The following is a 25,919-nucleotide window of genomic DNA, read 5'->3' as shown; positions in this document are numbered from 1 at the left end:
TTTTGTTCCGGCGGAGTTACACCCAGCCGGAACAAAAGTAAATAAAAATATCATTTTAAAACATATGAGAGCGTTAGTCTATCACAGTGATTTCCTTTATTTGTTGCAGTAAGTGTGAAGTTTATCAACCCCCTGTATTTTAGATCAAGCAAATGAATAATGAAATCATGTTCATTTTCAAACAAGTTCTGTAATTGGTAAAAATCTTTTTTTGCAATAAGGTTAGGGTATGTTTCTTTTAGTTTATCCAAAATTATTCTTTGTTTGTTGCTGTCAATTTCATTAAGCATACTCAGTCCTCCATTTTATCTTTTTATGTGCAAATATGAATTGCGGTTGATTGATTTATAAAATGCTTGAGTGTTTTGATGATATTATGAATTTGATGTCGGAACTGAAACCCTAATGTTTATGATCTGTTATGCGTGTGTTTGATTTTGGCTGTTAGTCGAATGGCATTATTCAATGCATATAGATAGCTTCCCTTGGTTGTGCTTTTACCACTAAAGATCAAAGCCTATTTCTTCCTCCTGTAATATTGAATTTTTACACCCGATTAAATTATTAAAGTACACCTTGCATTCGACAAGTGATGTATTAGTACACAGGGGGGGGGAGGATTTATTATCTTTTTCAGATGAAACAATCATTACAGCATGGTAAAAAAAACCGGCAACAAGGCCGGTAAAGTTGGATTGTATGACTATGAATCTAATTATTATTTACTCATTGGATTAGTGCCCTAGTGGTAACATGACGCAGCGATACGATAATATAATTACCAAAAAGGCACTAATCAAATTCAAAATAATCAAGTAGACGTCATAAAAATAATTATGCAACCAAAAAGAGAGTGTGTCCATAGTTGATGTGGAATAAAATCATTCCACTGGTGTGGTGTTTGATTTTTAAATCAATCTGTTGGATAGTGTGAATTTCGGATAGCATTAACTTGGCAGGGTAACCTTTCGATGTGTTCACAAGGATTGCAGTACTTTTTTTGAATATTACTAAAATGTGATTTTCCTGCACTCAGTGTGATTTGTGGTAAAAAATTATTTTCTGCTCTTTTTAATGCTTATCAAAGTAATGAGTCTACATGTCAATTAAATCCAAATTAATCAATATTAGCCTAAATGCCTCTGTCATCATGTGTTGGCTGATGATATTTATTAGTTATATTTTGCTTTTAGGTCGTAAAACTATAGAGGCAGAAGAACTTTTTCTTATCAGCTTTTTATTTATGCTTTTTGCCGAGGTTGTTATATGGGTTAAAACTATTTATAAGTAGTCTATAGACGGCATTGGTCAAGGATTTATTTTTAGCGTCAATATCAATTACTTATTCCACATTAATGGCAAAGGTTTACTGTTATGTAATTTAAAATTTCGCTGCAAGTTATGAGTTAGTTATAAATGCTTACAAAAGACCTTTGACTACTTGACTTCAGAATTCACCAGACAAGTGTATGGAATCCTTATTGTTTATTTTATGAGCATTCTGTGTGGAATAGTTTAATTCCGATAATTGTGTGAGCGATTGTTTTATATAATGGTATTATTTTCCTGTAAGTAGTCATGTTTGCATGTATGCCATTATTTTTCTTTCTTGGAAGTGGAAGCCCCAATGTTTTCTCTTTTTTTCATTGGGGTATTTTTTTCTTTAAAATAAATAATCTATACTCTTTTACAGCATAGCCACGTTTTTTCAGTATGATCATTAACTTGTATGGTTATGTAATATATAATAAATCCAGATAACTGGTGCCATATCCTGACTTTTTTATCTTAAACTCTTTCAACCATCCCTATGGTACATACTATTTGACCTTTTTTCATTTAGCTTATTTTTAAACATGTCTCTTAAGTTATTTGCAATAACATATAAGATGGGTTGCGTTTTTGCATAACTGACAATTGCAGCATGGAGTTGCCAGAACGGTATAAGGACGTTAAATGATACCGTGACCGGCGTAAGCGACTGCAATGTGATAGCTTCTGTTTGTCCCCAATCCCCCTGAAAATTATACCTGAGCTGCAAGCGGTTCAGACATTTGGCCAAAATCTGAACGTCATTCATGGCTGATGATTGTTGTATTATGTAGTGCTTGCGTTTATTCCATCATAAGTAACTCGTCTGTTTTAAGGCTTCCTGAATTTCAGGCCTGCCCGCAACGTGAAAGGTTTCAAGGAGTTTCTGCATTTAGGCTCGGAACAACAATTTTACCTGCTCTGGACATTTTTCAGTATGCACCCCCTCTATGTATTATTCTAGACCCCCCCTATTTTTTTCATTACAACTTACATCCGCTCCACATATGCCTAATCATGTAGCCAATTTTCTTAATTGATAAGCCGTTTCGAAGTTTACTTGTATATTTAGTCACTTATTTCTCCTGATTTCTTTAAACATCTTGCGTCTTTCATCGACTTACTTTAAATCACATGGCTGTTGGGCTTATCAGTCATGTCGCTTTCATTAGTAAATTTACTTATTAAAATGTACCTTTGAAAAAGTAGATTCTCTGCGGTACGCTCTGACGGTATCAATGACCCCGATTTTTCACGCAGCGCGCCGGACGGTTTCCGGCCCGGACGGAGCCCGACATGATCCTGATGCCCGACGACGAACCGGAGATGAGTCTGCCCGCAGCCGTCATGCCACCCGGTGAGAATGCTCCGCTCAGCCCGGCCCGGGCCTACCTGCTTTCCCTCAATTCGCCCCGCAGCCGGCAGACCATGGCCTCGTTCCTTGGCATTGTCGCCGGCATGCTCGGCGCCGCATCTCTTGATGCCTGCAGCTGGGGCAGCCTGCGCCGTCATCACGTGATGGCCGTGACCGAGCTGCTGCGCGACACCGGCCGGGCCACGGCCACCGTCAACACCTATCTTTCAGCGCTCAAGGGCGTGGCGAAGGAAGCCTGGATGCTCAGGCTGATGGATGTGGAGAGCTTCCAGCACATCCGGGCGGTGCGCAACCTGCGCGGCAGTCGTCTCCCGCGCGGCCGTGCCCTGCCGCCGGCGGAGATCCTGGCGCTGTTCGGTGCCTGCGAAGCGGATGATTCCAGCATCGGGGTGCGCGATGCGGCGATGCTGGCGGTCATTCTCGGCTGCGGCCTGCGCCGTTCGGAGGCGGTGGGGCTGGATTTGCGTGACATTGTCATTCAGGAACGGGCGCTCCGTGTGCTGGGCAAGGGAAACAAGGAGCGGTTGGCCTACATGCCGGCCGGCACCTGGCAGCGGCTCAGGTTGTGGATCGATGATGTGCGGGGAGAAAAAGACGGGCCGCTGTTCACCCGCATCCGCCGCTTTGACACCCTGACAAGTGACCGGCTGACCGACCAGGCAGTGTACCATGTCCTGCAGGTGCGGCAGCGTCAGGCCGGCATTGCGAAGTGTGCGCCGCACGATTTAAGGAGAACCTTTGCCACGGCCATGCTGGATAACGGTGAGGATTTAATCACCGTAAAGGATGCGATGGGTCATGCCAGCGTCACCACCACCCAGCAGTACGATCGCCGCGGCGAGGCGCGCCTGCGCACGGCCCGTGACCGTCTGGATCTGATATGAAATTAACAACATGTTAAGATGCCAAGTTAACAAGATAGTAGGTGTGGATGCTCCCATGCTGCGCAATTTTCTGAAATGGTGTCACAGTGGAACTTCCGTTACAGTAGGTCTGCCGGCTATTCTGCTTCCCCTTCTGAACCGGGGTGGTTTGGATATGCGGGATGGCCGGTTCTTTTCGTTCTTTCATAGTGTACCGGATGTGATTTTGAGGGTTATGATGCGTGAAAATCTTCTGCAACCTCAGAAAAGTAGCTGAGTAACCGGGTATCTCTCGCCAGAATACGTTCATAAGCCGGAGTTATCAGTCCCATCAGCAGAAAGCGGCCGCTATCCCACATGCTGTTCGTAAATGAGATACTGCTCTGAGGTACGGTTGTAATTCTCTTGGGCACCTCAGGTGAGCTGGAAATGCAGGTTAACGTGAATATGCTGGACGTTAGCATCGGCAGCGAATGGCTGGAAATCAAAAGGGCGTCCCTTCCAAAAAGATTCAAGGGTAATTTACATTACAAAACGAACTCTATAAAAAATACCAAGAGAGAGGATTCTCACTGGATATGTAAGTCTAAGATAAAAAATTATAATTTAACACAAGATAGATTAAAATAACTAACTATTTGATTTTTATGTATTATAAATTCTTGCTCGTTCATCTCCAGGGTTCATGCCGCGCCGTATCCTGAGACTGGCTGAGAATACGTATGACCGTAACCATCGAATGTGATGACACAAAATAGATCATGTGCTGTTCCACCGGCAGCGAGCAGATATCTTCTCCCAGCTCCGCGCGATGCGTGCCGATGTCGTGCATGGCCAGCACATCAAACACCGCGGCTATACGGCCGATATACGCATCCGCCTGAACAACCCCGAACTGTCTGAAGCTGTAGTCCCAGATAGCTTCCAGATCTTCTTCTGCTTTCGGTGTCAGCTCAATTTCTTTCATTTGCCACCCTGGCCCTGACATTATTCAGGAAGGCATCCTTGTTCCATGGTTTTGCCTCGCCGCTGCTGAGTCCTTCGGCCAGGAGGTCGCGCAGTTCCTGAAGGCGTGATTCAGCCTGCTTCTCGCGCAGTAAACGCAGCGCGTCACGCATGACCTCGCTCTGGGTACGGTAATCACCGGCCTTAACCAGGGAATCGATAAATTCACGCAGCTCATCACCCACGTCCACCGTCATCGTACGGGCCATAACCCCTCCGTTTATTAATGTAAGATTTGTTCTTACATCATTATATCAGCTTACTCCCCTGCTTCCATCAGCCTTGAGATCCGACTTAGACTAAAGCCGGAAATAACATGCTCGGTTGCTAGCGAGGGGACTGGAGTGAGGGACGACCGTTAACTGCATGAGCTCTGGCTTTCCTTAGAATTGGTTATAAAAGGCTGGATGTGCATTGTTGTTAGTTCCGGGAATAGGAACTCTGCTTTTCCCTCTTTCAAATGTGGAAATGATTTACCTCAAACCGGAACGGTGTTTATAATCAGCTGTCGTCACCTCGGGTGTTCCCCTCTGCGCTTTTTACCGCCTGTAAATGGTTACAGGGACTTCCGGCAGTAGCCGGACTGTAAAAGGAAACCCGCCATGAAACCGAAAATTGTACCCGTTGTACGGTATACACGTTTTCGTTTCGGGCGCGTAGAGCATGTGCGTAAGCACATGCGCTCGCTCCCGACGCGTTAAGTGAACGGTACCCGCAGGTGACGGCACAGCTTGTTACTCCGCTGTTTCCGGCAGGTCTGCTGATTCCCCCATCATGGCAAGATAGTGATCATCGTCGTCTGTCTGAGTAAACACTTTTCTGAACATACTCAGATAACGTTCCTTATCGATGACCCCTGTAGAAAAGAGATTTCGGCCATCAGAATGAGAGTGCCGGTTGATGGCCCGATAAAATGAATCATACTCTCCGGCATCGCTGTGTTCGCTTGCCAGAGACTCCAGGGCCTCTTTAAGTTTTTCAGTTTTACAGGCGAAACTGAAATAGTACTCAAGAATATTCCTCATCGTATTAAAAAGCACAACAGGCTGGGTTTTTCCATCCCTGACGTCTTTCAGGGTCTGCCATAACGCCTGATATTCATTGAGCATCTCGTGCATGGAGAGCTTCTCGCAGGAACTGTAGTCAGACTTAATAATTCGAAGCAGAGACCAGTTCACCGGTGCCTCTCTGTTATCCTGCAGGCGGCCGCTGTTTAACAGTATTTCCTGGAAGAAAAACATATTGTGAGTCAGTATCACTACATGTCTCGCTGCACCTGACTTTATAATTTTCCGTTTAATGAGAGCTGCGACTTCATAAATATAGTTATGTGACAGGCTGGAAATCGGATCGTCAATAACAATAAGTTTATTCTCCGGATGAATGGTTTCAGGGGTGAGACTGCCGGAACATGATTCTATGAAATAAAGGAAAGAAACCATTGTTTTCTCACCCTCACTGAGGGATTTGAATACTTCCGCCTTCTCAGGCTCGCTTCCCCGGCGCAGACGGTATAGTTTCATCTCAGTATCATGGCAGATGATCTCAAAACCGGTGATCCCCAGCAGTCTGAGATTCGCGTTGATACTGTCAATAGTGGGTTGTATGTCCGAGAGTTGTCCGGTCAGGGCATTCGTCTCGTCATCCAGCTGCTTCTTGTTTGCTTCGAGGAGCCCGCCATCACGTAACCTACTGTTAATTTCATTCTGTAGCTCACCAAGCTGCCTGTCACGTTCGGTAAAGAACTCTTCGCAAATCCCTCTGAGATGCGCCATTACATCAGCGTACAGGGACTTTTTTTCCTGGGTAAAGTTTTCAGCCAGTCGGTTATTTTCCCGTACCCGGGTATTGAATGCGTCCACTTCATTCTGGAGTAAGAACAGGGATTCCTGAAGGTTCTCAGGCTGTACCTTCAGAGACGGTTCTTTAATTTTATTAAGGAGTTGCTGTAACAAAATCTGAAAACCTTTATTCACCGCTTTCACCAGAGATAAAATCTGACTTCCCTCATCAACGAAAGAATGGGTTGCAACGCGGTGTTCAAATTCGGCCAGGGCATCACAGTCCTGAGCCAGCCCTTCTGCTGCCTGGCTCAGCACTCCAAGAGAAGTCTGATAAGACTCATCGAACATCTGAGTGAGTTCGCGCGAAAAGGCCATGACATCAAAGGGCTGCTGGCAGAAGGGGCAAACATCGTCGTGTATATAATGCTGCCCCTGACGCACCCAGTCTGCATTACCGATTTTCTGAATGAGTGCAGAGAATTGCGTGCTGCTTGCAGGCACAACAGGTTCCTGCATCAGTTTTATTGTTTCTTCCGTTAAGACAGTTGTTCGTGGAATATGAATTTCGCTGACAAGCGTTCCTTCGCTTTGACTTAACATTCGCCATTTATCAGCCAGTTCCTCCGTTGTGGTACGCACGTCTGAAAGTGGTGTTGCAACCATACGTTCGTAAAACGATCTTTTAATTTTGGCACCATCAAGGAAATCGCTGAGGATTTTCCTGTCATTGACTGTCCGGTTGAAAATATCCCTGGCACAGTGGTCGACGATCGTTTCTTTCATCTCTTCTTTTTGTGCAATCTCCTCATTAAGTTTCTCCAGGCGGGCACTCAGTTTTGTTCTTTCTTTATTATTACTGTTTATTTTATCCTGGCTTTCCTGATTGGCCTCACTGAGAGTGAAGATCCCGGGCTGATAGTCCGCACGGGCGAATTTGCTGTCAATATATTCCTGATTAAAGACCTGGAAGTGGCTGATGTGCGGGCTCTCAAAGGCACAGTGCCGATATTTATCCGCCTGCCGGTCATAAAAATAGCCTGATACCGTGGACTTCCCCGAACCGTTCTGGCCGTAGATGAGTGTCACCTTACTGCTGAGATCAAAGCAGATATCCCGGTCAGGCGCGTAGCTTCTTACGCCCCGGATCCTGAGTTGAGCCATTTTTTTCTCCTTATCCCTGAGTTCTTTGAGCCTTTCTATCGTAGCCCACTTTTCATTCTGGTTGTGTCATCCTGATCAGATTTATCTCAACCACTCTTGCGTTCCAAATCTGACATGACCGGAAGTGATGACCTTCGTGATTTAATTGAAGTGAAATTGCTTTAATGGCAATAATAAAATTATTTTGTGCTTTCTGGACATTAATGTCTTTTTGGCAAAAATAATAATAAATTACTGTCTTATATGCACCAGTGTGCTTCATCCCCAATGAAGATCCGAAAACCCTGAGTTCCGGATCTCAGTGGAAAAAGTGAGAAATATGTATAGGCGTAGCATATCCATATGCCAGACATCTGCATATGCAAGGGATATACAACTGAACAAAGTTAGCATATACTTAGCCTATGCGCACACCCGGCGCATTACCACCTTCGGAGAGGTCCGAATATCGGGAGAAACACGATGAGAACCGTATCGATATTTAAAAACGGCAACAACCGCGCCATCCGTCTGCCCCGCGATCTGGATTTTGAGGGGGTGAGCGAGCTGGAGATCGTCCGGGAAGGGGACAGCATCATCCTGCGCCCCGTCCGCCCGACCTGGGGCTCTTTCGCGCAGCTCGAGAAGGCCGACCCGGACTTTATGGCGGAGCGTGAGGACGTTGTCACCGACGAAGGACGATTTGACCTGTGAACAAGATCTATATGCTCGACACGAACATCTGCTCGTTCATCATGCGCGAGCAGCCGGAAGCCGTGCTGAAACGCCTGGAGCAGGCGGCGCTGCGGGGTCACCGCATTGTGGTTTCGGCCATCACTTACTCCGAGATGCGATTAGGCGCCACCGGCCCGAAGGCCTCGCCCCGCCACATGCAGCTGGTTGACGCGTTCTGCTCCCGCCTCGATGCCATCCTGCCCTGGGATCGCGCTGCGGTGGATGCGACCACGGAGATAAAGGTGGCGCTGCGCCTCGCCGGCACGCCGATCGGCCCGAACGACACGGCGATTGCCGGGCACGCCATTGCGGCCGGCGCGGTACTGGTGACGAATAATGTGAGAGAGTTTGAACGGGTGCCGGGCCTGGTGCTGGAAGACTGGGTGAAGTAATCCCGATAAAAATTTTCGTTACGGAGACGACTGACATGAATACTGAGCACACGGACTACGGCTGGCTTTTCAGGGAACCGGCTGAAGAAACTGACGGCGATATCCTTATTGATCTGGAACATCTGCCTCCGGAGCTTAAACAGGCCGCTCTCCAGATTTTACTGAATCAGATTGACCGCGATACGGCAGAGAAAAAACTGGCAGAAGTCATACAGCAACTGGGATTTGATATCACCGCAGCAGAACTGTCAGCGTATCTTTTTAAACCGGGCCATGCCTGACGATCGGTTTGTGGTGGCCGCCTCTCCGGTGTACCTGCGCGCCGTTGAAGCAGACCTGCTTGCAGGAAGGGACGCGCTACGTACGCCTGAACAACTGCAGGTTGTCACCTCAAAAGGCTACCGGGGCAGCCTGAAGGACAGTGTCCGGTATACGAGTGCAGACATGATGAAAGAGCTGAATACCAACATGACCGGACTGAATGTCAGTTATGCCCTGCAGCTCATTGGTAATGAAAAACTGAACAGCGGTACAGCAGTTGAGGTGTATGTATGATCCGGCAGCTCAGTGTCATGGTCCTGCTCGTGGTGACCTTTTCGGCCAGCGCAGATATCAGCGGCCGGATCGTTCGCGTGCTGGACGGGGATACCGTTGAGGTTCTTGAAACGGGGAACCGTCTGACGCGCGTTCGTCTTGCCGGCATCGATGCGCCGGAAAAGAGCCAGCCTTTTGGCCAGCGCTCCAGGCAGGAACTCACATCAATGGTGGCGCAGCGTAACGTAACCATCACAGGTGAAGAAACGGATCGCTACGGGCGGCGGCTGGGCACCGTGTGGCTTGGCGCAACGGATGTGAATGCCGCGCAGATCCGCAAAGGGCTGGCCTGGGTATACCGGTACCACGGAAAACCGGCCCGGACGGACTACGCACAGCTGGAAGCCGAAGCCCGCCGGCAGGGTGCCGGACTCTGGTCAGTTCCGGGCCAGACAGAACCCTGGCGCTGGCGGAGCCAGCATCAGGACAGAGGTTTTGTCAGATGACGCCTGAAAAAAGGAACTCAAGAAGATCCTTATCAATTCAGTTCATTTGTTCAGCCGTTTTTCAATAAAGCGGACGATAAGTGGATATGCTATGACCATAACCACTGAGCAAATGACAAGCAGAGAGATACCAACGAACCCTTCAACATCACGCTCACCAAACAGCCCGGCTAACATCTTCCAGAATTCAATCTGGCCTTGCGTCGCAGGATCTGACGGCCGAACCAAAAGAAACGTCAGTGCAAATACAGCGACACAAATCAGAATTCTAAATCCCGTCGGGACACGTCTCGCGGCCATTCAAGATCACCTCAATCGTTCCATAAGACATCAGACCATTAGGCAGCCTGATCTGCGGCGTTGACATTAATGCCTGTCGAATCGCAATGAAGTCAGTGCGATGTTGCAACGTAATGCATCCCAGGGATATTCCAAGAGGACCTGGGGGATGCAAACGGAAATTCCCCCGTTCAACACCATTAACCCATGTGTGATCGTCAATTTTCCCGTCATCCCGATACAGGGCAAACCACTCATACTTGATCACTGGCCTTGAAGTCGGCCATGAATAAAAATCATGTAGATCAGTACGAATAACCCCTTTCCATCCTCCGGAAGGGCGATTGACTATGTGATAACAGCCGTCAGGAATTGGACCATTATCAGGGACACCAATACACCCCGCACGATTCCGGTATTGGTCATTACCGGAATAAGCCAGAAATGTGCCTATGCCATAGAACGTCAAAGGGCTAAAGGTAGCGTCATTAACAACAAATTTTCCTTGTAAAGCCATTGAGTATTTGTCCTTTTTTAATTTCCTGTCACCAGATTACCCCCTGTTAAGCTGACAAAATTTAGCATACGATCACCATCTAAAGGAGGGGAATTGACTGATTCTGACGCAGAAAAGTCATGCGAGAAGTACATCCTGTACCATATTCAGGGACAGACTTTTATCAGACTGTAATCTCACTGTATCTGCTCAACATGATGTACGGCTGCCAGACGCAAAGAAATTGCAGGCCGGGTAATTTTCACTGAATGCTGCACCGCAGGGGTTGATAATGGTCTTATAAAACGGCTAATGTTATAAATACTGATAATTAGTACATTCAATATATTGAGATTCAATAATTATGAAAAAGAGATCGGGAGACCCCCGTAAACGACAGGCTCTCAAAGATGCAGAACAGGCCATTAAATCAGAAGAAGCACGGCGAATGGCTCTGATTATCTCCAGGGAAAAGGAAATAAAAGCGGAAGCTCTCCGGTTGATCGAACTGTTCGAAGAACAGTACCCTGACTCACCCGGCTACCACTACGATGAGCAGCCCTATATAATGACTATCAGTGTCATTGTTATGCACCGGGCAGGCTGTGAGTTAAATGACGAACCAGAAAAATACGACCCGGCCGGGCAGCTTGATACGCTGGAACTGTTACCGGCAATGAGAGGAGAAGTTGATGCGTTTCTCATAAGGAATCAGCTGGATAAAGCTGATTCCTGGTCTGTATTCAGTTAAAATTTTACAGAAAGAACGTGTCAGGATGAATGTCCGGCAAAGAGATATTCGCTGAAAATTATAAAAAGGAAGTGTATTATACTGGTGTGGGCTAATTCTGGTTGTTGTCATTTAATGGCCGGTTATTTCGTAAATAAAGAAAGCGCCCTGCGAAACTGAAATAATTATTTACAGGTCAGTGCGTCCCCTAATCTAAATATGTTGTGGTTGTTGCCGATAACAATATAGTACGGACGGGGTGATACATGAACGATTTTCATATTTTAACTATTTGTATTCAGAATAAAGATGTGACCGGCGCCATGCGTGTGCTGCGTGATAAATCAGAATTTGCGGTGCGCAAAATTCTGGAAAAATTAAAAGTCAGGGTGACATCGCAAACCGGCAGAGTATTCTGGCATTCTGTTCAGGGCTGGCTGCTGACCACATGTCGTCTGGGGAGTATTCAGCATGAATCTGTTCGTACCCGATGCATTTCACAACCTGCAGAAAACCAGCCAACCCAGCCCGGCAGCACTGGATATGATCAAGCTCGTGGCGCTTCTGGCCATGCTCATCGATCACATCAATACGCTGTTTCTGACGCCAGCCTGGCCGGTGATGTATGCGCTTGGCCGGATGGCCTTCCCCCTGTTCACGCTTATATGGGCGATGAACGTGCAGCGTTCGCCAGAACGTCTGCAGGTAAGGGCAAACCGGCTGTGGATCTGGGCAGTCATCACGCAGCCGGTATTCAGCCTGGCCTTCCTGGATCACCAGCCGTGGTGGGCGATGAACATCCTGTTCGTGTTCGCCGGCGTCACGCAGCTGCTTGCCCTGCGGTACCGGTATGGCCAGAAGGGAAACCTTGTCGGTGGTCTGCTTCTGGCGCTCATGATATTTCCGCTTCAGCCCGCAAGTTATGGCCTGTCGGGCGTCATACTGGCCGTCAGCCTGGCAACCGTTACGGGAAGCTCTGCCCCCGAAATGAAGCGCAGGGCCGCCTTTGTTGCCGTGCTGTCACTGCTCTGCTTAAACGGTATCACGCATCTGCTCAGCATGCCTGCAGAGACATTATTACTGGCCACACTGCCAACACTGGTATTTCCCCTGATAGTAATGTCCCTGTGCACGGACCTCTGCCCGGCAGGCCGTCAGCGTTTTATGCCGCGTCATTTCTTTTATATGGCCTATACCGGCCATCTGCTGGTCCTGCTCATACTGGAAAAGCTCTGGTAAACCTGACACCGTTTCCGGGGTCAGCCCGGTCCGGGTATGTTGCGGCCACGCTGCAGTAAATCAATGGCCAGCTGGAGGTACAGAAGCTGGTCCGGTTCCCATCTCCCGGTTTCGGCAAGCCCGTTGCGCAGCACGAGCACGATGTTTTCGCTTGTTGAGTCATGCCCGGCTTCAATAAGCGAAAACACAATACTGCCCACCACCTGGCACATTTCATCATGCTGTCGCATGAAGGTATCTGAATAGTCCATCCGGTCCCCCCCGCAGAGTGATATTCAACATGAAGGCTCATGGCCATGATGCCGCGAAGCGGCATGGAGACGCCAGCCGGAGCTGAACCGGGTGATTCTGGTGAGGGGCGTCGTGACCGGCGTCAGCCGCTGCGGTTTGAAAGGTTCTGCCTGTCCCAACCCATTCCCTGCGAGGCCTTACCCGCTTAAAGCCATTCCGGTTGTTAATGTGCGCGGTCGGAGTGAGTCCGTCAAGGCCTGGGGCCGCTGACGGGCTGTATCTCCGCGTTAGCGCCGTGAGGCGCTTACGAGCGTGTACAGCGGGCTTAACGCGACTCAACCTGCAGCTATTACGCTGACTAGTTACAACATCCCTCTTAAAGCGAGGGTGTTCCGGCCCTTCGGGCCGGGGCGGCGTCGGTTTAGCAGGGGTCAGGCCAGGAGACGGTGTCAGGTTCTGGCCAGAACGGGGCCCGTCGCCTGCGACGGGAGGTACTTTTGATTTTCATCTGAGCGCGCGGCCGTGAGGCCGCTGCATGCGAAGGCCTTTTTAATTATCCACAGAGTGGCGGAAGACAAAGATCCACTCTGGAATGAAATGAACAGAGCGATAAAAAAAGGGGGTTAGATTAAATTGCGGGTTCTGTTTTTTTCATTTCCGGAAAAGGTGACTTATTCGTTTGCGGATTTCTGTGGAAAAAAGAATTCATCGGTATTCCAGGCCATCAGGGTAATGCGTTTGCGTCAGAAAATGCCGCCCGACCGGGTGGCGGGAACAAAAAACGCTCAATTTTTCCGGGAAAAACCAGCGCCAGAAGCCCCGGCGAGGGGCATGTGAACAGAGGGAGATGATGTGCCGTATGTCGCGGCTAGTCCGGCGGTGACAGCGCCAGGTCCAGCTGGTAAAGATGCTGAATCGCCAGCTGTGTCAGTCGTTCCGGCGTACACCAGTACGCCTCATCATGAGGAAGGGTTTTGAAAACCCATTTTTCCATGGCATGAAGACGTTCATCCACCGGCAGCTTTATCAGATTATTGGCACGTTTACGCTCAGCGCCTTTTTTACGACGGTAAATCAGTGCTTCACGGCGCTTACGGGCAGACCAGCATTTACGCGCGGAGTGGGGCTGAACATCATCATGTTCGTTAATCACCCCGTCCCGGATCAGCTGCTCGCGCTCGGCGCTCTGACGGAGCTTCTTATCCTGCTCCTTAAACAGCTTGTCCATATTGACGCCCAGCATCTGGAATCCCAGGTGGGTGATATAGACATAGGTCGGCAGCCAGGAGCGGGATTCACGATCCCAGGTGCGTTCTTCCGCCAGCCCAAGCACACCAAAGCGTACCTGCTCTTCAATCAGGCGGGATAAGCGTGACGCTGTCACCTCCGTTTCCGGGATGACATTTCCTTTAGCGTCCTTCGGGCTTAACTCTCTGGCCAGCCTGGAGATACACATGCCGACGGTATGCTTGCCGCCATCACAGAAACTGATGAGCAGGGGCCAGAGAGAGTCGATCAGGCACCGGCGTTCCGGCCGGAAACCATATTTGCGTCCTGCCTTACGGCGACCCGTGACAAAAAGGGGATGACGGGAAACGTGAACACGCAGTCTGGGGCGGCCGGTCCGTTTGTCGAACATCACGAGACGGTTGTAGGCATGCCCCAGTTCCCCGGAGAGCTTTTTATAATGCTCAGGACGGAACCAGGACGGGTTTTCACATTTGGCTTTTGTGGAGTGTTCACCGCGCTTACGGCGGGTCCGCTTTTTGACCGGCTCAGTAAGAAAATTATCCTGTGTGCCGGCATCGACGTCCTGCCAGAAACGGATTAACTCTTCGGCCGGAAGCTCAGACCAGTGAACAGAAATCTGCTTGTCATTCACGGCGGCCTGTTCTTATGGCGGCCGGGTGTTGTTTTCTATGGTGCATGCGTTATAATCCTTCACAGGCAACGCGCCTGCTTTTGGACCCCCTGATATCTGACTCTTCCGCCAAGTTGATGACAGATTTCGGGGGGTTTGTGCATTCAGGCTCCGGGAAATCCCGTCACCTGCTCCTGAACGTTTTACTGGACACGTCCTGTCCCTGTCTGTTTCCGGAAGTCCGCATTTCTTCCGTAAAACCATCTTCTGCCACCCGCCTGCCTCACCACAAAGCAGTCAAACCGTCAGTTTGAGTTAGGTCACAAAAGTAATCTGAATCAACAATCTGTCCCACCACAAGACGATCGCTGACGATCCGAATACTACCTTCTCGCTGGCAATATTTCCAGATGTCAGGCCAGATTAGCGTTCATTGTTTGCGTGCTAATTGTCCTGAAGGGACGTTTAACCGGCAGCGCTCGCCGCAGCATCAGGCCGGCAGGTCTGATCGAGGAAGCGCAGGGGAACGGAACGGGAAGATGGCATTTACGCGCGGAACATGAAGAACAGTCTCTGGCGGGAGACGTTCGCCGGACCGGTGGACTATTGTCCCTGTGAGGCTTTCCTTATAGCGGCCTGCAGTCTTTCAGCGCTAACGGCTTCCGGGAAAACCGTGATGGTTTCTGGCGTTGCGCCGCTGACGGGCATAACGATGATCCCCGGCGTTCCGGTGAGTCCAAGCGCCTCTGCCAGATTGCTGTTTTTCTCAAGGGACGCGGTATGGTCGCCTGGAGCTGAGGTGGCCAGCCCCGCCTTTGACGCTGCAACGCGAATATCCTGCGCCGTCAGTTTGCCTTCATTATGGCCGGTGGCGTAGATGGCATTGTGATAGGTGACATAGGCCTGCGGCCCTTTCTTTTGCCAGACCGTCAGCCCCTGCTGCGCTGCCTGAAGTGAAGCTTCCCAGCGACCACCAAATATTGGCCACTCCTTAAAGAGGTAGCGGACGTCCGGCTGCGCTTTCATGACCTTCTCCAGCTCCGGCGCGAAGCGGCTGCAGAACACGCACTGGTAATCAAAAAATTCAATCACCGCGACCTTTGCATTATCAGGACCGTAAGCCGGTGTGTCCGGATCATGCAGAAGGTTCGCCTGATTCTCCATCACGCTGAGTGCAAACATCTTCTGCTTACGTGCCTCCTGCTGTTCCTGCAGCTTATGACTGACCGTCACCAGTATCTCCGGGTGGGACACCAGGTAGTCTGCTGCGATTTCCCCAATACGTGCCTCCTGCTCCGGGCTGAAGACCGGCTGCGGGGCCGAAGCGTGTGCCGTTGCAATAAAACCAATGTATGTTGTAACTAATAATGCCGCTAATTTATGTCTTTTCATTGCCTGATTCTCATGGTTAAAAGAGGGATTAACGTTCTTTCTGAATGGTACGGGTGAGGGTCTGTTCTTCTCGCTCCGGCATGCGGCCGCGTTCAGTATTTTCTGCCACCCTGAGCATGTCGCGCTCAGCGTTTGCCAGATCTGCAATCACACGCGATGCCCGCGACTGTTCACCGGATGCCTTGTCAGCACCTTCCAGCTCACTCCTGACACCTGCAGCAGCTTTCATTTCCTGTCCACCGGTGTTTTCCTCACCTCTCACCCTGGCGATCACATCCGCACCCGGGGTGAGTGGTTCCGGTTTGCGCGGATTAATGTCTTCCGGTTTCAGTCTGATCACCTCTTCCTGCGGAATTTCCGGCAGCAACGACTCCGGCTGCCTGTTCCGTCCGGCTTCTTCATTGCGAACTTGGTCTGCCAGCAGCTGTTCACGCACTTGCTGTACGTTCTGCTCGTCAGTCAGCGTGGAGACAATTCCCGGAGAGACATCCTGTTTTGTCCCGCCGCTCACCTTAAGCAACCATGCTGAAGGCGGTTCATCGCCGGTCTGCCAGACCACGCCGTCCTTCGGGTGATGTCGTACTGCATCAAGCGCGGCCGCCAGGTCACTGGCCACAATCGTGTTGCCGGACTGGCTTCGCTGCAGTACCGCACCACGGGCACGTTCTGTCATGACCATCCTGGTCTCTCCCTGTGTCATCCGCCCTTCCGGGCTGGCAACCAGGGAAACCAGGGCCAGGCCCGCACTCCGGCCGTTGTTGTCATACACCGGCAGCGCCAGCGCCGGTTCGGGAAAGCGCCGGGTGGCCGGGATGATTTTTGCCGTCAGTGACGCGTCCTGCATGCCCTGATGGCGCACCCAGGCGCGGCCAATGGCCGTTTTATTCACCGGCTGTCCCATTGCCCAGATGGCTTTCGCCTGTTTACGCTGCGTTTCTGGCGCCAGCGCATCGTGCGCCGTTTTGATATCCCGCTCCGGCGTTTTTACCGCCTTAACCCAGTCCGCCTTCCCGTCGGTATATATCTGGACGTGCTCTTTCACGCGCGAGGCCGAGATGTAGAAGGCGCGACGGGAGGCAAGTGCCTTACGCCCGCCTTCCGTGCCCTCAAGCGCAATGACATAATCGCTACTGGCCCCCTGAGCACCGTACCCGGTGACGGCCCAGCCGTAGTCAATATGCTGCTGCGCCCTGACCGCCTGAGGATTGATGGTGATGCGGCCGTTTTCCCCCTTCAGACGAATATTGCCCGTTTCGCTGACCGACTCGACCGTATAGCGCTGGCTGGCCATCTGTCCCTGCTCCTTGTCTGTCGCCGTGAACTTCAGCAGATCGCCGGCGCGGACTTCCCTCTCGCTGCGGCGAAACAGCTGCACATCGCCGGTGATGAGCTCCTTCGGGGAATACAGTCCAATCTTCCCCTCCTCATCGCGTACCGTGACCGTACTGCCGTTGCGGTCAACGGCCAGCACGTCCTGGTAGCGATCGCCGCGTTTAACCACCATCCCGGCTTCCCAGGCATCGGTTTTATTGAACTCATGACGGGTGTGGGTGATTTTATCGAGCACCGGCACCGTAATGGCCTTCTCCCCCAGCTCTCCCCGTGCAGCCAGCACAGCATGAATGCCGGCATTTACCGCACGACGGTCGGCGTTCAGCTGGGTGATAATGAGGGTACGGGACCGCGCCTCCGGCGTCCGGTCCGTCCAGTCAGCCACGATGTCGTTAACAGGCGTCTCCGTTTCCTGAATGGCACTCCCCGGAAGCGTGGCTGAAGCGCTACGCGCCACACGGTCAGCCGGCTGGGTTTCAATGCGCTGCAGGGCCGCATCGATCCGGTTATCAATGATGTCGTGAACGGCACCGCGCAGCTGCAGGTCTTTCTGGCGGACGATTTGCTTCATGATGGCCACATCCATCGGGCTGCGCTCCTGCATCAGCTTAAACGGCGCGCCCACGTCGACCGATTCAAACTGGTCGATATCCCCCATCGAGACCGCACGACCGCCGCCGCTGGCAATGGCCTGGAACAGGGCCGCCGTATCCTGGTTGCCTGCCATTGACGACTCATCGATAAGAAACACCTGTCCTTTATAGTCGGGCTTACCGCCTGCGGCCGTCGCCTGGTCATGTTCAACGATAAAGGATTTGATGGTCTGCGCCCGGACACCGACGTCGCTCATCTCTTTCACCGCCTGGTGCGTCGGGGCAAGACCCGTCATCACCGGACGAACGTCAGCCGGTATGGTCTCCAGTGCGGATATCACCGCCTTCAGCTGAGTGGTTTTCCCCACGCCGGCATAGCCCTGAATCCCGATAAACTGATCCGTGGTACCCAGCACCAGGGTGGTCGCCTTTTTCTGGCCATCGGTGAGTCCGTTCAGCACGGCCTCCGGTACCTGTTCCAGCAAGGGCTGCTGCGTACCTTTCCCTTCCTCCACCACACGCAGAATGGCTTTCTCCATCTCCCATGTGGACCGGGAAACCAGCACCGGCTCTCCGCCTGCGGACACGGAGAGTAACTCGCCGTTTTTGACCATCGCCCCGATTTCATTCCCGATGGCTTCGAGGTCGGGATGATATTTCTGCGCCTCCGTCGCCAGCTTAAGTTCGCTGAACACCACAGTGCGCTGGTCATTGATGGCACGCCAGACGGCCAGCCCGGCGTCCGTCCGGACGCTGTCATGCAGCGAGTCAACCGCCTGGCTGACGTCATCGTGGCCACTCAGACTTCTGACCAGCTGCACGGGAGAGGCACTGGTCTTCATGCGCTGCAGCCGGGCTTCCGCCCGATCCTGCACTTCGGCGGTGAACACTTCCGCCCGGTGACCACTCTGTGCCAGCGAGTTCATGGTCTGGGATGAGATGTCGCGACTGTTCAGCGCGGCCAGCACCACGCCGGTGTCGTTATCCCGGCCGCCCGGCGCGGTCACGTAGGCATGTGACAGGTAGAGCGGCTGGTCTTTTGGCAGCGTCAGGGTCTCTTCCCCCCGTTTCACCTCAATCCCCTTTTCACTTATCCCGGTCACCTCAAGACGGTCTTTTGCCTTCAGGCTGTACTCACGATCTCCCGCCACGGCCAGCAGTTTTTCGCCGGTGGCCACGCTGAGGGTTTCGCGGCTGAAGAGACGCCAGTCAGCGCTGATATCCCCGATTTTCATCCGGGTCAGCACGCCGTCCCCGTCGATGAGCGAGAGGACTCGCGTGTCCTCATGCACCCGGTCAATCACATACGACTTACGCGCTTTTGCGTCCGTGCGGTCTTCAAGTACCATCCCGGGACGGTATGAACCGGGCATGCGGCGCGTTTTGCTGTCGAGCCAGACCGGCTGCCGGGCCTCTATCTCCACGCCGTCACGCCCCAGCTGTCCTGCGTTCTGCAGCGCCTCACGTACCAGGCCCGTCAGCTGTGCCTGTTCACGTCTGCCGACCACGACGGCGGTGACGTTTTCACTGCCTCCGCTCAGCTCTGCAAACCGGTTGGCCAGCGCCTCGTAACGGTCGCGTTTGTTCGGAATACTGACCACTTCGGCCTCCAGCCCGGGCGCCGGCTCCGTGCGGCGGGAGCGGGCAACCCCCGCGGACTCCAGCACGGACATGGCATTACCGTTCGCCTGACGCCCGGCACTGTCGAGAAAGACCAGCTGTGCGTCCTGCGCCCGCGCTTCGCCCAGCAGAACCAGCGTCTCCTTTAACCCCAGACGCTCTGCCCCTTCGATTATCAGCGTGCTCTGGGGTTTCAGGTGGAAATCACCGCTCAGAACATGCTGACGGCTGATGATCCGTTCCCGTAAATCGTCGGATTTCGCCAGCGAAATGGCGCGCTCGGCAGAGCTGGCCAGCACCTGCACGTCACGACCGTTCGCGCCGGCAATACCGGCCAGCTGCGCGGTCAGGTCACGGATACCCGCCACGCCTGACGGGGCATTCATCAGAACCAGGGCGTCTTTCTCCACCACTTCCAGCGCCGCCGGCGCGTACTGCGCCGGACGGGTGAAACTGACGACTTTTGTGGATTTGAGATGTTCCTGACTCAGCGCCTGGATCGAGAGTTCATCCAGCAGGTGAATACGGGAGGTGAAGACCCCTTTCTCACTGTCCAGCGGCACAATCATGCCGTCCTTCAGCGCCGCATCGATGGCCACACGAATATCCTGAATCTCCGGCAACTGTTCGCTCAGCTCCGCCGTGGTCAGCATAAGTTCACCAAAAGTGAAACGTGTTTTACTGTCACTTAACTGCGAGATGGCCAGCCGGACAGCCTCAGCCAGTTCCGGGCGGGGTATTTCAGTGTCCCGCTGCGCTGCAGGAAAACTCCTGGCCGCCGGCGTCTTTTCGGGACCGGTCTGTGCCGGCTGACTCAGCGTGTCAGTCTGCTGTGGTACAGGCTGACGGGACAGCCTCTCCCGTTCTGCTGGCTGAGCAGGGGTGTCGGGACTCTTCTCTGCCCTGGAGGAGGTCTGCGGAGATGCCTGCTCAGGCCCGGCAGGAACCGGGGTCGGCTGATGCTCTCGCGCCGGCAGAGGTGGTGCCTCGCGAAGACCTGCATCACGCGGCACCACGCTCTCCTGATACGCCTTCAGGTCAAATCCCTTCTCCTTCATCTGGCCCAGCCAGCGCTCCATCAGGCGCATACGCGAAGGGTCAACTTTTGCCCTGCGGGTGTCTTTAGCGGCCACATCCCGGCTGCGCAGCGTGGCTTCAGCCCCCACGGCCCCCTGTATTTCCCTGCCCCGTGAGGAATATTCGTCCCTGACGTCTTCCGGAACCCCCTTGATCTCCCACATGCCATGCTTGCCTACTTCTTCCACTTCATGGCCGAGCGCTTCAACCCGTTCACGCAGCGCGCTGCGATAAATTTTCCCGAGCGTGACCTGATGCTTCATGACGGTTTCGATAAAGCCGGCGTTATGGATATAGTCCGTGGCCAGGGCTTTCCATTTGCCCGCATACTCTGTCATGTTGGCAATCAGGAGGTGGGTGTGCAGCTGCGGATCGAGGTTACGTGAAGTGTCATGCGTGTAAGCAGCTGCCACCATCTTGCCGGTATGTACGATGGACGTGACGCCGTCTTTCGTGTCGCGGGCCGAGATGAGCTTCTCCACATAGCCGGCCGCCACGCGGACGGCGTGGTTATGCGCCTCCACCATTTCTTTATCGTTGCCGATGAGTGCCAGAATGGACACGCTCTTGGGGGCGGAAAAGGTCAGGTCATGACCAGGGCGGTGGACGTGCTGTCCGTTAACCTCCTTGCCCAGGCGTGAACCGTCCGGCAGACGGCCCTCGAGCACGGCCGTCAGATCATCGCCACGGACGTTGCCCTCCAGACCCAGCGCTTTTGCACCCTCTCCCATCCAGAGGCTCTGCAGGCTGCCCAGAAAATAGTAGTTATCGGAATTGCTGTAGTAGCCTGCAGCCTCGCCGGCTGACGCTACTGGGGCGACTGACATCATAATTCAGGCTCTCTGTCGTAATAGTAATGGTCGTTTTCGTCGTAACCCGGGTCGTCCGCGTGACGGTGAAGTAAAATGTTCTCTTCTTCCTGCGCCAGTTGCCGGTGAGTACCGTGGGCTTTATCCGGGGTTTGCGGTGTCACTGACTTCCCTGCCGTCGTCAGACTCAGGCCACCGTCAGGCAGTGCCGTCACCTTCATATCCAGGTTCATGGATTCGCCCGCATTCTCGCTGGCCTGATCTTCGCCTCCGTCTGAGGTGGCTCCGGTACTGAGCCGCCGTTTCAGCATTCCCAGCGCGCCAGCCGCAGCAGGCCCGGAGGGAATATCCGGCTGGGTTCTGCTGCGGATTTTTTGCAGTGCTGCTGGAATTTCCGGATTAAGGGACGCGGTCCCTTTTTGATGATTTGGTGCAGGATTCGAGGGCCGAAGAGAGACAACATTGTCTTTTTTGTCTCCAGTGACAGGGGCTGTCACCGGCCTGTGATTTTCAGTTACAGCTGGTTCTGTTCGCGATATGTCTGGCTCCCTGACTGGTACTGGCTTCCGTTCAGGCGCAGCGCTGCGCGAGGGTTTCGGTTCCTCCATTCGGGTACGAGCCACTTTTTCGACGACCGGTGTTGCCTGTGAGCCGGATGCCCCTGCAGAAGAAACCGGAGCGGGACCGTCATCTGCAGAGGATGTCTCGCTCCCCTTCTCCAGCACTTCTTCACCGGTCGGGAACGTCAGACCTGCAGCAGCCGCTGCGCGCTCGTTCTCCTGAATAACCCTCTCCAGCTCCGGACTGAGCGCATCACGGATGTTGCGCTCGATCAGACCTGCCTGCCGTTTCTTCAGCGCGCGGTATTTCAGCTTCAGACGGACGACCGGATACTCACCCGGGAGGCGAACATAAAAGTTGAGGTTTGGCAGACGCATGATCTGCTCGTAGTCGACAATCGGGTTATTCACCTCGTCCTTACCGAGGGACACACCGTCACGCACCTGGTCCAGACCGTAGCTGTTCTGCTCACGGATTTTGCGCTTACGCTGGTTGCCCAGCTCCTTTTGCACCACTTCGGCCATCTCGGCGCTCGGCGAACGTCCGTACATACGGGTGTTCATCAGGTCAAAGATGCTTCTGGCCAGCTCGCGGCCGTAGACGTGAACCAGCTGCGCCATGTTCTGCATGCCCAGCACGAAACAGCCGCCAAATTTACGCGCCTCGGCAAGCGTCTCGGCCAGCTCGGGTATGCGCTGCAGGCTGGGGGCTTCATCGATAATGAACCATACGCGGCGGTCGCTGTTCTCCCCCATGCTCTGCAGCATCAGTGTGGCCAGCGACACCCACAGCGAGATAAGCGGGCGTACACTCTTGCGGTGGCGTGCCTGGGTTGAAATAAACAGCCAGCTGCTGTCATAGCGCTCCTGCGTCATCCACTCGCGGATGGTGAACGGCGGCTTCGTTCCGTCATCCAGCCCCTGCAGATAGCGAAGGGCTTTGGCGTAGTTGGTTACCACCGAGCGAATGGAAATGGCCGTTTTCTCGATCTTCTCCTCAACCAGGTTGGCTGAGGGCGTGTTGGCCAGATAGTCACGCAGATTTTTCATGCTGAGGGACAGCAGGGTTTTGAGGAACTTCTCAATGCTCCGTTCCGGGTCCGTCGACATACGAATTGCAAGATCGGCATAAATGGTTCGCGAGCTGGATACCCAGAACGGATCGGATTCCCCTTCTACCGGAATGAGGCTGGCGGCCAGGTTGTCGTAATCGACCGCGTCAACGCACTCACCCCACATCTGCCAGTTGGCACATCGCTCGTCGTGGGCGTTAAGGATGATATCGGTAGACGGGTTATAGTGGGTTTCTGTGAAGGTACAGCCGGAGTCGTAGATGATGGCCCGGTCACCGCGTTTGCGGATGTAGTCGAGTAACCAGCGTATCAGCGTCGACTTCCCCACCCCGATAGTGCCATGCATCAGGAAATTGAGAACCTCCGCCATCCTGACCATATGCAGGTCGCCTACGCGCAGATCAGAGATCTCACCGTTTTTGCGCAGTAATTTATTCACTTCCGCTGGCTTGTCGGTCAGCTGCATGCCGGAGAGATATTCGTCCTCGCTCTCCTTTCGGCCGATATTCGCGATAAACCAGGTCACGGCGATAAACACCACCATACTGAACAGCCCGCTGGCGCCAGCCGCCCATTGCAGCTCGCGCAGACACTGGTCGCCCATCGCCTGCATGTACGGGTCGGTATAAATCTGCGGCAAAGTCATTTTCAGCACCATTGCCGTCGCGGTCGGCGCATACCAGTAGTGAACGTCGTAGATTTTTGGCGTTCCCGATGCCGGCATAAGGTCAATAAAGCTGCTGTTGATACTGGCGAACCACCACAGGGAACCGTTATCCAGGGCTTCCTGAGGGATTCGCCAGAGAAAGATGGCGGTAGTCAGTACGGCGAACAGGATGAAGATCCAGAATCCTATCCAGTTGTTCACCTGAATGAACATGCGCCAGCGGTAGGCGGTCATCTGACCGCCCTGGGTGAGGTTTTTTCCTGCGAAGCTCATAGAGTGTTGTCCGGCCGTTATCGCATCACCTGTGCGGTGATGTGTGTTATCAGAGAAGAAACGTTGAAAAGGGGAATGAAAAAATGTGGTACCGCGTGGGGGTTAATCGTCAGGTTATTCCATCTGACTCAGTTCATACCTGGCCTGCTGACATCCGTCCTCCCAGTCCTGTTTATTAATGTATGCAGCCACAGAACGGACTGACGAGGCCACATCCTTATAAACCGGTGAATGCCACTCCCGGGGCTCCAGATCATAAAGGGTAAATTCATAGCCAGCCCAGAAAGCAACAATGGTCATACCCTGCCCCTCAGGAAGTGAACCGAATACATTCATCCAGGCCCTTGCTGCCATCAGCTCGCTTTCCAGATGGATAAGCGACCAGAATTCAGCTGAGTAATCTGCACGTTCATTTATCTGATGCATCATGATGGACGAGCTCCTTTGAAATTAAGGACGCAACGCTCGCCGCAGCCATGCGAGGAAGCGTAATTACTGATAACTGACAGAAAGCACTGACGCACCCGGCTCCGGAAAGAACACGGTGAATATCAGTCTGAGGGGGAACAGGCTGTGACGGTCGCCACAGCCGCAGGGTATTACATGATGCCGGCGATGGATTTGGCCAGCTGAGCTTCCAGGACAGGTTTCGCCTCTTCGAACTTGAGGTTTACCTTGTTGGCATTGGATACCACACGGGTCTGGTATTTAGCGCGGTTCCCCTGTTCTGAGCTGGTCTGTAGCTTGACGCCTGAGGTCCCCTGCTTCAGTGCAGCGATATTGTCAGTCGTGACGGTCGCCTTGCTGCGCTCGGAAATTTGCAGATCGGTCACCATCGTGTAGTTCACGTCTTCAACCATTGCATCTGCAGCCATACCAATCAGGCCACTGGCAAGCCCTACACCCAGCGTTGCGCCAGCCGAGGACGAGTTATACGCTGTAATACCTGCGCCCAGTGCCGCACCCATTGCCGCGCCTTCGTACCCGGTCTTGAGGAAGCCCTGCGCATCACGCAGATCCATTTTTTCGGCTTTCAGCACGTTTGCCTGAATCCAGTAGTAGGCGGTGTCAGGAGAACTTGTGACGCGGTAGCCTTTGGCGGCCAGTTCATTTGTAATTTGTGCCTGCAGACCAGACATGTCCTTGTCAGAGGTATTACGGATCTGCAAATAAACAGTCTTCTCTGATGATGGTTCCAGCCAGATGGTTTCACTCATCTGGGTTTTGACATCGAGATTACGTTTCTTCACTGCAGTGGACATGGCACCACAACCTGACAGTGCAAGAGTAGAAGCGATCAGACTTACAACGGCTAATTGTTTTAATTTCATGAATTCTTCCTGTGCATAGAAAACCGTCCCCGTTAGCGAGATATAGCTAACAGAGACGTTATCGGCTGATTTGAAAAGAAATTTAGGTTTGGATATGAAAAACCCGCATCCTTGTAGCAACAATGCGGGTCTTTATGATGGCTAAAAAGCTAACTACTTAAGGTTTTTCTTCAGCTTATTGATTAATGCACCAACGCCAAATTTACTTACCTGAAGGTTGACAGTGAACGATGTGACAAAAATTGCGATGACCATTACAACTGGTGTGGCAAATAAATACATCGCATTGTAGAAGGACATGAAGCACGTAATGAATAATACGCTTACATACAACCCTATTCCTTTAAATATAGCTCTCTTCATATGAGCTATGAGAGGCGTGTTTTCCCTTAAATTTTGAGGGATTGAGTGGAAGAGACTCACGTATGGCAACAATATAATCCCTTGAAAGGCTCCTACGACCATAGCCATATAAACAGGTATGGCTTCACCAGAGAGGATATAGCCAATTAATAGACCAATACTAAAATCGCGATGATTCGAGATCGCACATACGGCTCCGAAGGTAATTGTCGAAAGAATAATACCTATTAGAGGTAGAGTTAACGAAACCCTCAGAGCTTTAGCTATTGATGGTACAGGTCGGTTTGTATCCGACACTCCATCTAAGATTGCTTTAAAATCACGATTTACATCGTTGAAAGTTAGCAT

At 52.3% G+C, this 25,919-nt stretch carries 21 protein-coding genes; 8 read left to right on the top strand and 13 right to left on the bottom strand.

The annotated features are described in order from the left end of the window. Window positions 1-50: 50 nt before the first annotated feature. Window positions 51-290, bottom strand: coding sequence for a hypothetical protein (locus SP99_RS22740; protein ID WP_047959915.1), 240 nt, complete (start codon window positions 288-290; stop codon window positions 51-53). 2,317 nt (window positions 291-2,607) lie between these two features. Between SP99_RS22740 and SP99_RS22725 the strand changes: the two genes are divergently transcribed. Then, on the top strand, window positions 2,608-3,570 hold the full coding sequence (locus SP99_RS22725) for a tyrosine-type recombinase/integrase (RefSeq protein ID WP_047959912.1): 963 nt from the start codon (window positions 2,608-2,610) through the stop codon (window positions 3,568-3,570). Between the two features lie 649 nt (window positions 3,571-4,219). On the opposite strand, the gene SP99_RS22715 is transcribed toward SP99_RS22725, so the two are convergent. The 3 genes from SP99_RS22715 to SP99_RS22705 form a co-directional block, all read right to left on the bottom strand. Beyond that, entirely contained in the window at window positions 4,220-4,516 is a 297-nt protein-coding gene (locus tag SP99_RS22715) for a type II toxin-antitoxin system RelE/ParE family toxin (protein ID WP_047959910.1), read from the bottom strand. Then, window positions 4,503-4,763: a type II toxin-antitoxin system ParD family antitoxin gene (locus tag SP99_RS22710; RefSeq protein WP_047959909.1), complete on the bottom strand. Its 261-nt coding sequence runs from the start codon at window positions 4,761-4,763 to the stop codon at window positions 4,503-4,505. Before SP99_RS22710 ends, SP99_RS22715 begins: the two co-directional genes overlap by 14 nt. A 525-nt stretch (window positions 4,764-5,288) precedes the next feature. Next, window positions 5,289-7,499 carry an AAA family ATPase gene (locus SP99_RS22705; RefSeq protein WP_047959908.1) on the bottom strand — a complete coding sequence of 737 codons (2,211 nt, stop codon included), beginning with the start codon at window positions 7,497-7,499 and terminating at the stop codon, window positions 5,289-5,291. A 462-nt stretch (window positions 7,500-7,961) separates the two neighbouring features. Between SP99_RS22705 and vapB the strand changes: the two genes are divergently transcribed. Genes vapB through SP99_RS22680 form a run of 5 tightly spaced genes read left to right on the top strand, consistent with a single transcriptional unit; the run spans window position 7,962 to window position 9,645 of the window. Further along, on the top strand, window positions 7,962-8,192 hold the full coding sequence (gene vapB / locus SP99_RS22700; RefSeq protein WP_039032651.1) for a type II toxin-antitoxin system VapB family antitoxin: 231 nt from the start codon (window positions 7,962-7,964) through the stop codon (window positions 8,190-8,192). Then, a complete protein-coding gene (locus SP99_RS22695) occupies window positions 8,189-8,605 on the top strand; it encodes a type II toxin-antitoxin system VapC family toxin (RefSeq protein ID WP_047959907.1) in 417 nt (138 codons plus the stop codon). Before vapB ends, SP99_RS22695 begins: the two co-directional genes overlap by 4 nt. A 35-nt stretch (window positions 8,606-8,640) precedes the next feature. Then, window positions 8,641-8,886 (top strand): hypothetical protein, encoded by a 246-nt coding sequence (locus SP99_RS22690; protein ID WP_047959906.1) that lies wholly within the window; start codon window positions 8,641-8,643, stop codon window positions 8,884-8,886. Continuing rightward, a complete protein-coding gene (locus tag SP99_RS22685) occupies window positions 8,879-9,160 on the top strand; it encodes a hypothetical protein (RefSeq protein WP_047959905.1) in 282 nt (93 codons plus the stop codon). Before SP99_RS22690 ends, SP99_RS22685 begins: the two co-directional genes overlap by 8 nt. Further along, a complete protein-coding gene (locus tag SP99_RS22680; RefSeq protein ID WP_047959904.1) occupies window positions 9,157-9,645 on the top strand; it encodes a thermonuclease family protein in 489 nt (162 codons plus the stop codon). Before SP99_RS22685 ends, SP99_RS22680 begins: the two co-directional genes overlap by 4 nt. A 268-nt stretch (window positions 9,646-9,913) precedes the next feature. Here SP99_RS22680 and SP99_RS24195 read toward each other — a convergent pair whose 3' ends face one another. Next, complete coding sequence (locus tag SP99_RS24195) at window positions 9,914-10,441, bottom strand: DUF2778 domain-containing protein (protein WP_072060300.1); 528 nt, start codon at window positions 10,439-10,441, stop codon at window positions 9,914-9,916. Between the two features lie 343 nt (window positions 10,442-10,784). Between SP99_RS24195 and SP99_RS22670 the strand changes: the two genes are divergently transcribed. Beyond that, window positions 10,785-11,171, top strand: coding sequence for a hypothetical protein (locus tag SP99_RS22670; RefSeq protein ID WP_156167818.1), 387 nt, complete (start codon window positions 10,785-10,787; stop codon window positions 11,169-11,171). A 450-nt stretch (window positions 11,172-11,621) separates the two neighbouring features. Further along, window positions 11,622-12,389, top strand: coding sequence for a TraX family protein (locus tag SP99_RS22665; protein WP_047959901.1), 768 nt, complete (start codon window positions 11,622-11,624; stop codon window positions 12,387-12,389). Between the two features lie 20 nt (window positions 12,390-12,409). On the opposite strand, the gene SP99_RS22660 is transcribed toward SP99_RS22665, so the two are convergent. The 8 genes from SP99_RS22660 to SP99_RS22625 all read right to left on the bottom strand — a co-directional run bounded on the left by SP99_RS22660 (window position 12,410) and on the right by SP99_RS22625 (window position 25,919). Beyond that, window positions 12,410-12,640 (bottom strand): DUF2767 family protein, encoded by a 231-nt coding sequence (locus tag SP99_RS22660; RefSeq protein ID WP_072044689.1) that lies wholly within the window; start codon window positions 12,638-12,640, stop codon window positions 12,410-12,412. 848 nt (window positions 12,641-13,488) lie between these two features. Beyond that, entirely contained in the window at window positions 13,489-14,502 is a 1,014-nt protein-coding gene (repA, locus tag SP99_RS22655) for a plasmid replication initiator RepA (protein WP_047959900.1), read from the bottom strand. 582 nt (window positions 14,503-15,084) lie between these two features. Continuing rightward, the gene (locus SP99_RS22650; RefSeq protein ID WP_047959899.1) at window positions 15,085-15,873 is read right to left on the bottom strand and encodes a DsbA family protein; all 789 of its coding nucleotides are present in this window, start codon (window positions 15,871-15,873) and stop codon (window positions 15,085-15,087) included. A gap of 28 nt (window positions 15,874-15,901) precedes the next feature. Beyond that, window positions 15,902-21,325: a conjugative transfer relaxase/helicase TraI gene (traI, locus tag SP99_RS22645; protein WP_047959898.1), complete on the bottom strand. Its 5,424-nt coding sequence runs from the start codon at window positions 21,323-21,325 to the stop codon at window positions 15,902-15,904. Then, window positions 21,322-23,877: a type IV conjugative transfer system coupling protein TraD gene (gene traD / locus SP99_RS22640; protein ID WP_047959897.1), complete on the bottom strand. Its 2,556-nt coding sequence runs from the start codon at window positions 23,875-23,877 to the stop codon at window positions 21,322-21,324. Before traD ends, traI begins: the two co-directional genes overlap by 4 nt. A gap of 114 nt (window positions 23,878-23,991) precedes the next feature. Continuing rightward, window positions 23,992-24,306, bottom strand: coding sequence for a hypothetical protein (locus tag SP99_RS22635; protein WP_047959896.1), 315 nt, complete (start codon window positions 24,304-24,306; stop codon window positions 23,992-23,994). 170 nt (window positions 24,307-24,476) lie between these two features. Beyond that, complete coding sequence (traT, locus tag SP99_RS22630; protein ID WP_047959895.1) at window positions 24,477-25,208, bottom strand: conjugal transfer complement resistance protein TraT; 732 nt, start codon at window positions 25,206-25,208, stop codon at window positions 24,477-24,479. A 153-nt stretch (window positions 25,209-25,361) separates the two neighbouring features. Beyond that, window positions 25,362-25,919 (bottom strand): hypothetical protein, encoded by a 558-nt coding sequence (locus SP99_RS22625; protein WP_047959894.1) that lies wholly within the window; start codon window positions 25,917-25,919, stop codon window positions 25,362-25,364.

It is taken from the genome of Enterobacter sp. BIDMC92, from assembly GCF_001030225.1.
GTDB classification, from domain to species: Bacteria; Pseudomonadota; Gammaproteobacteria; order Enterobacterales; family Enterobacteriaceae; genus Enterobacter; species Enterobacter sichuanensis.
Note: the sequence above shows the minus strand (reverse complement) of the source record. Positions and strands in the feature narration are given on the sequence as shown.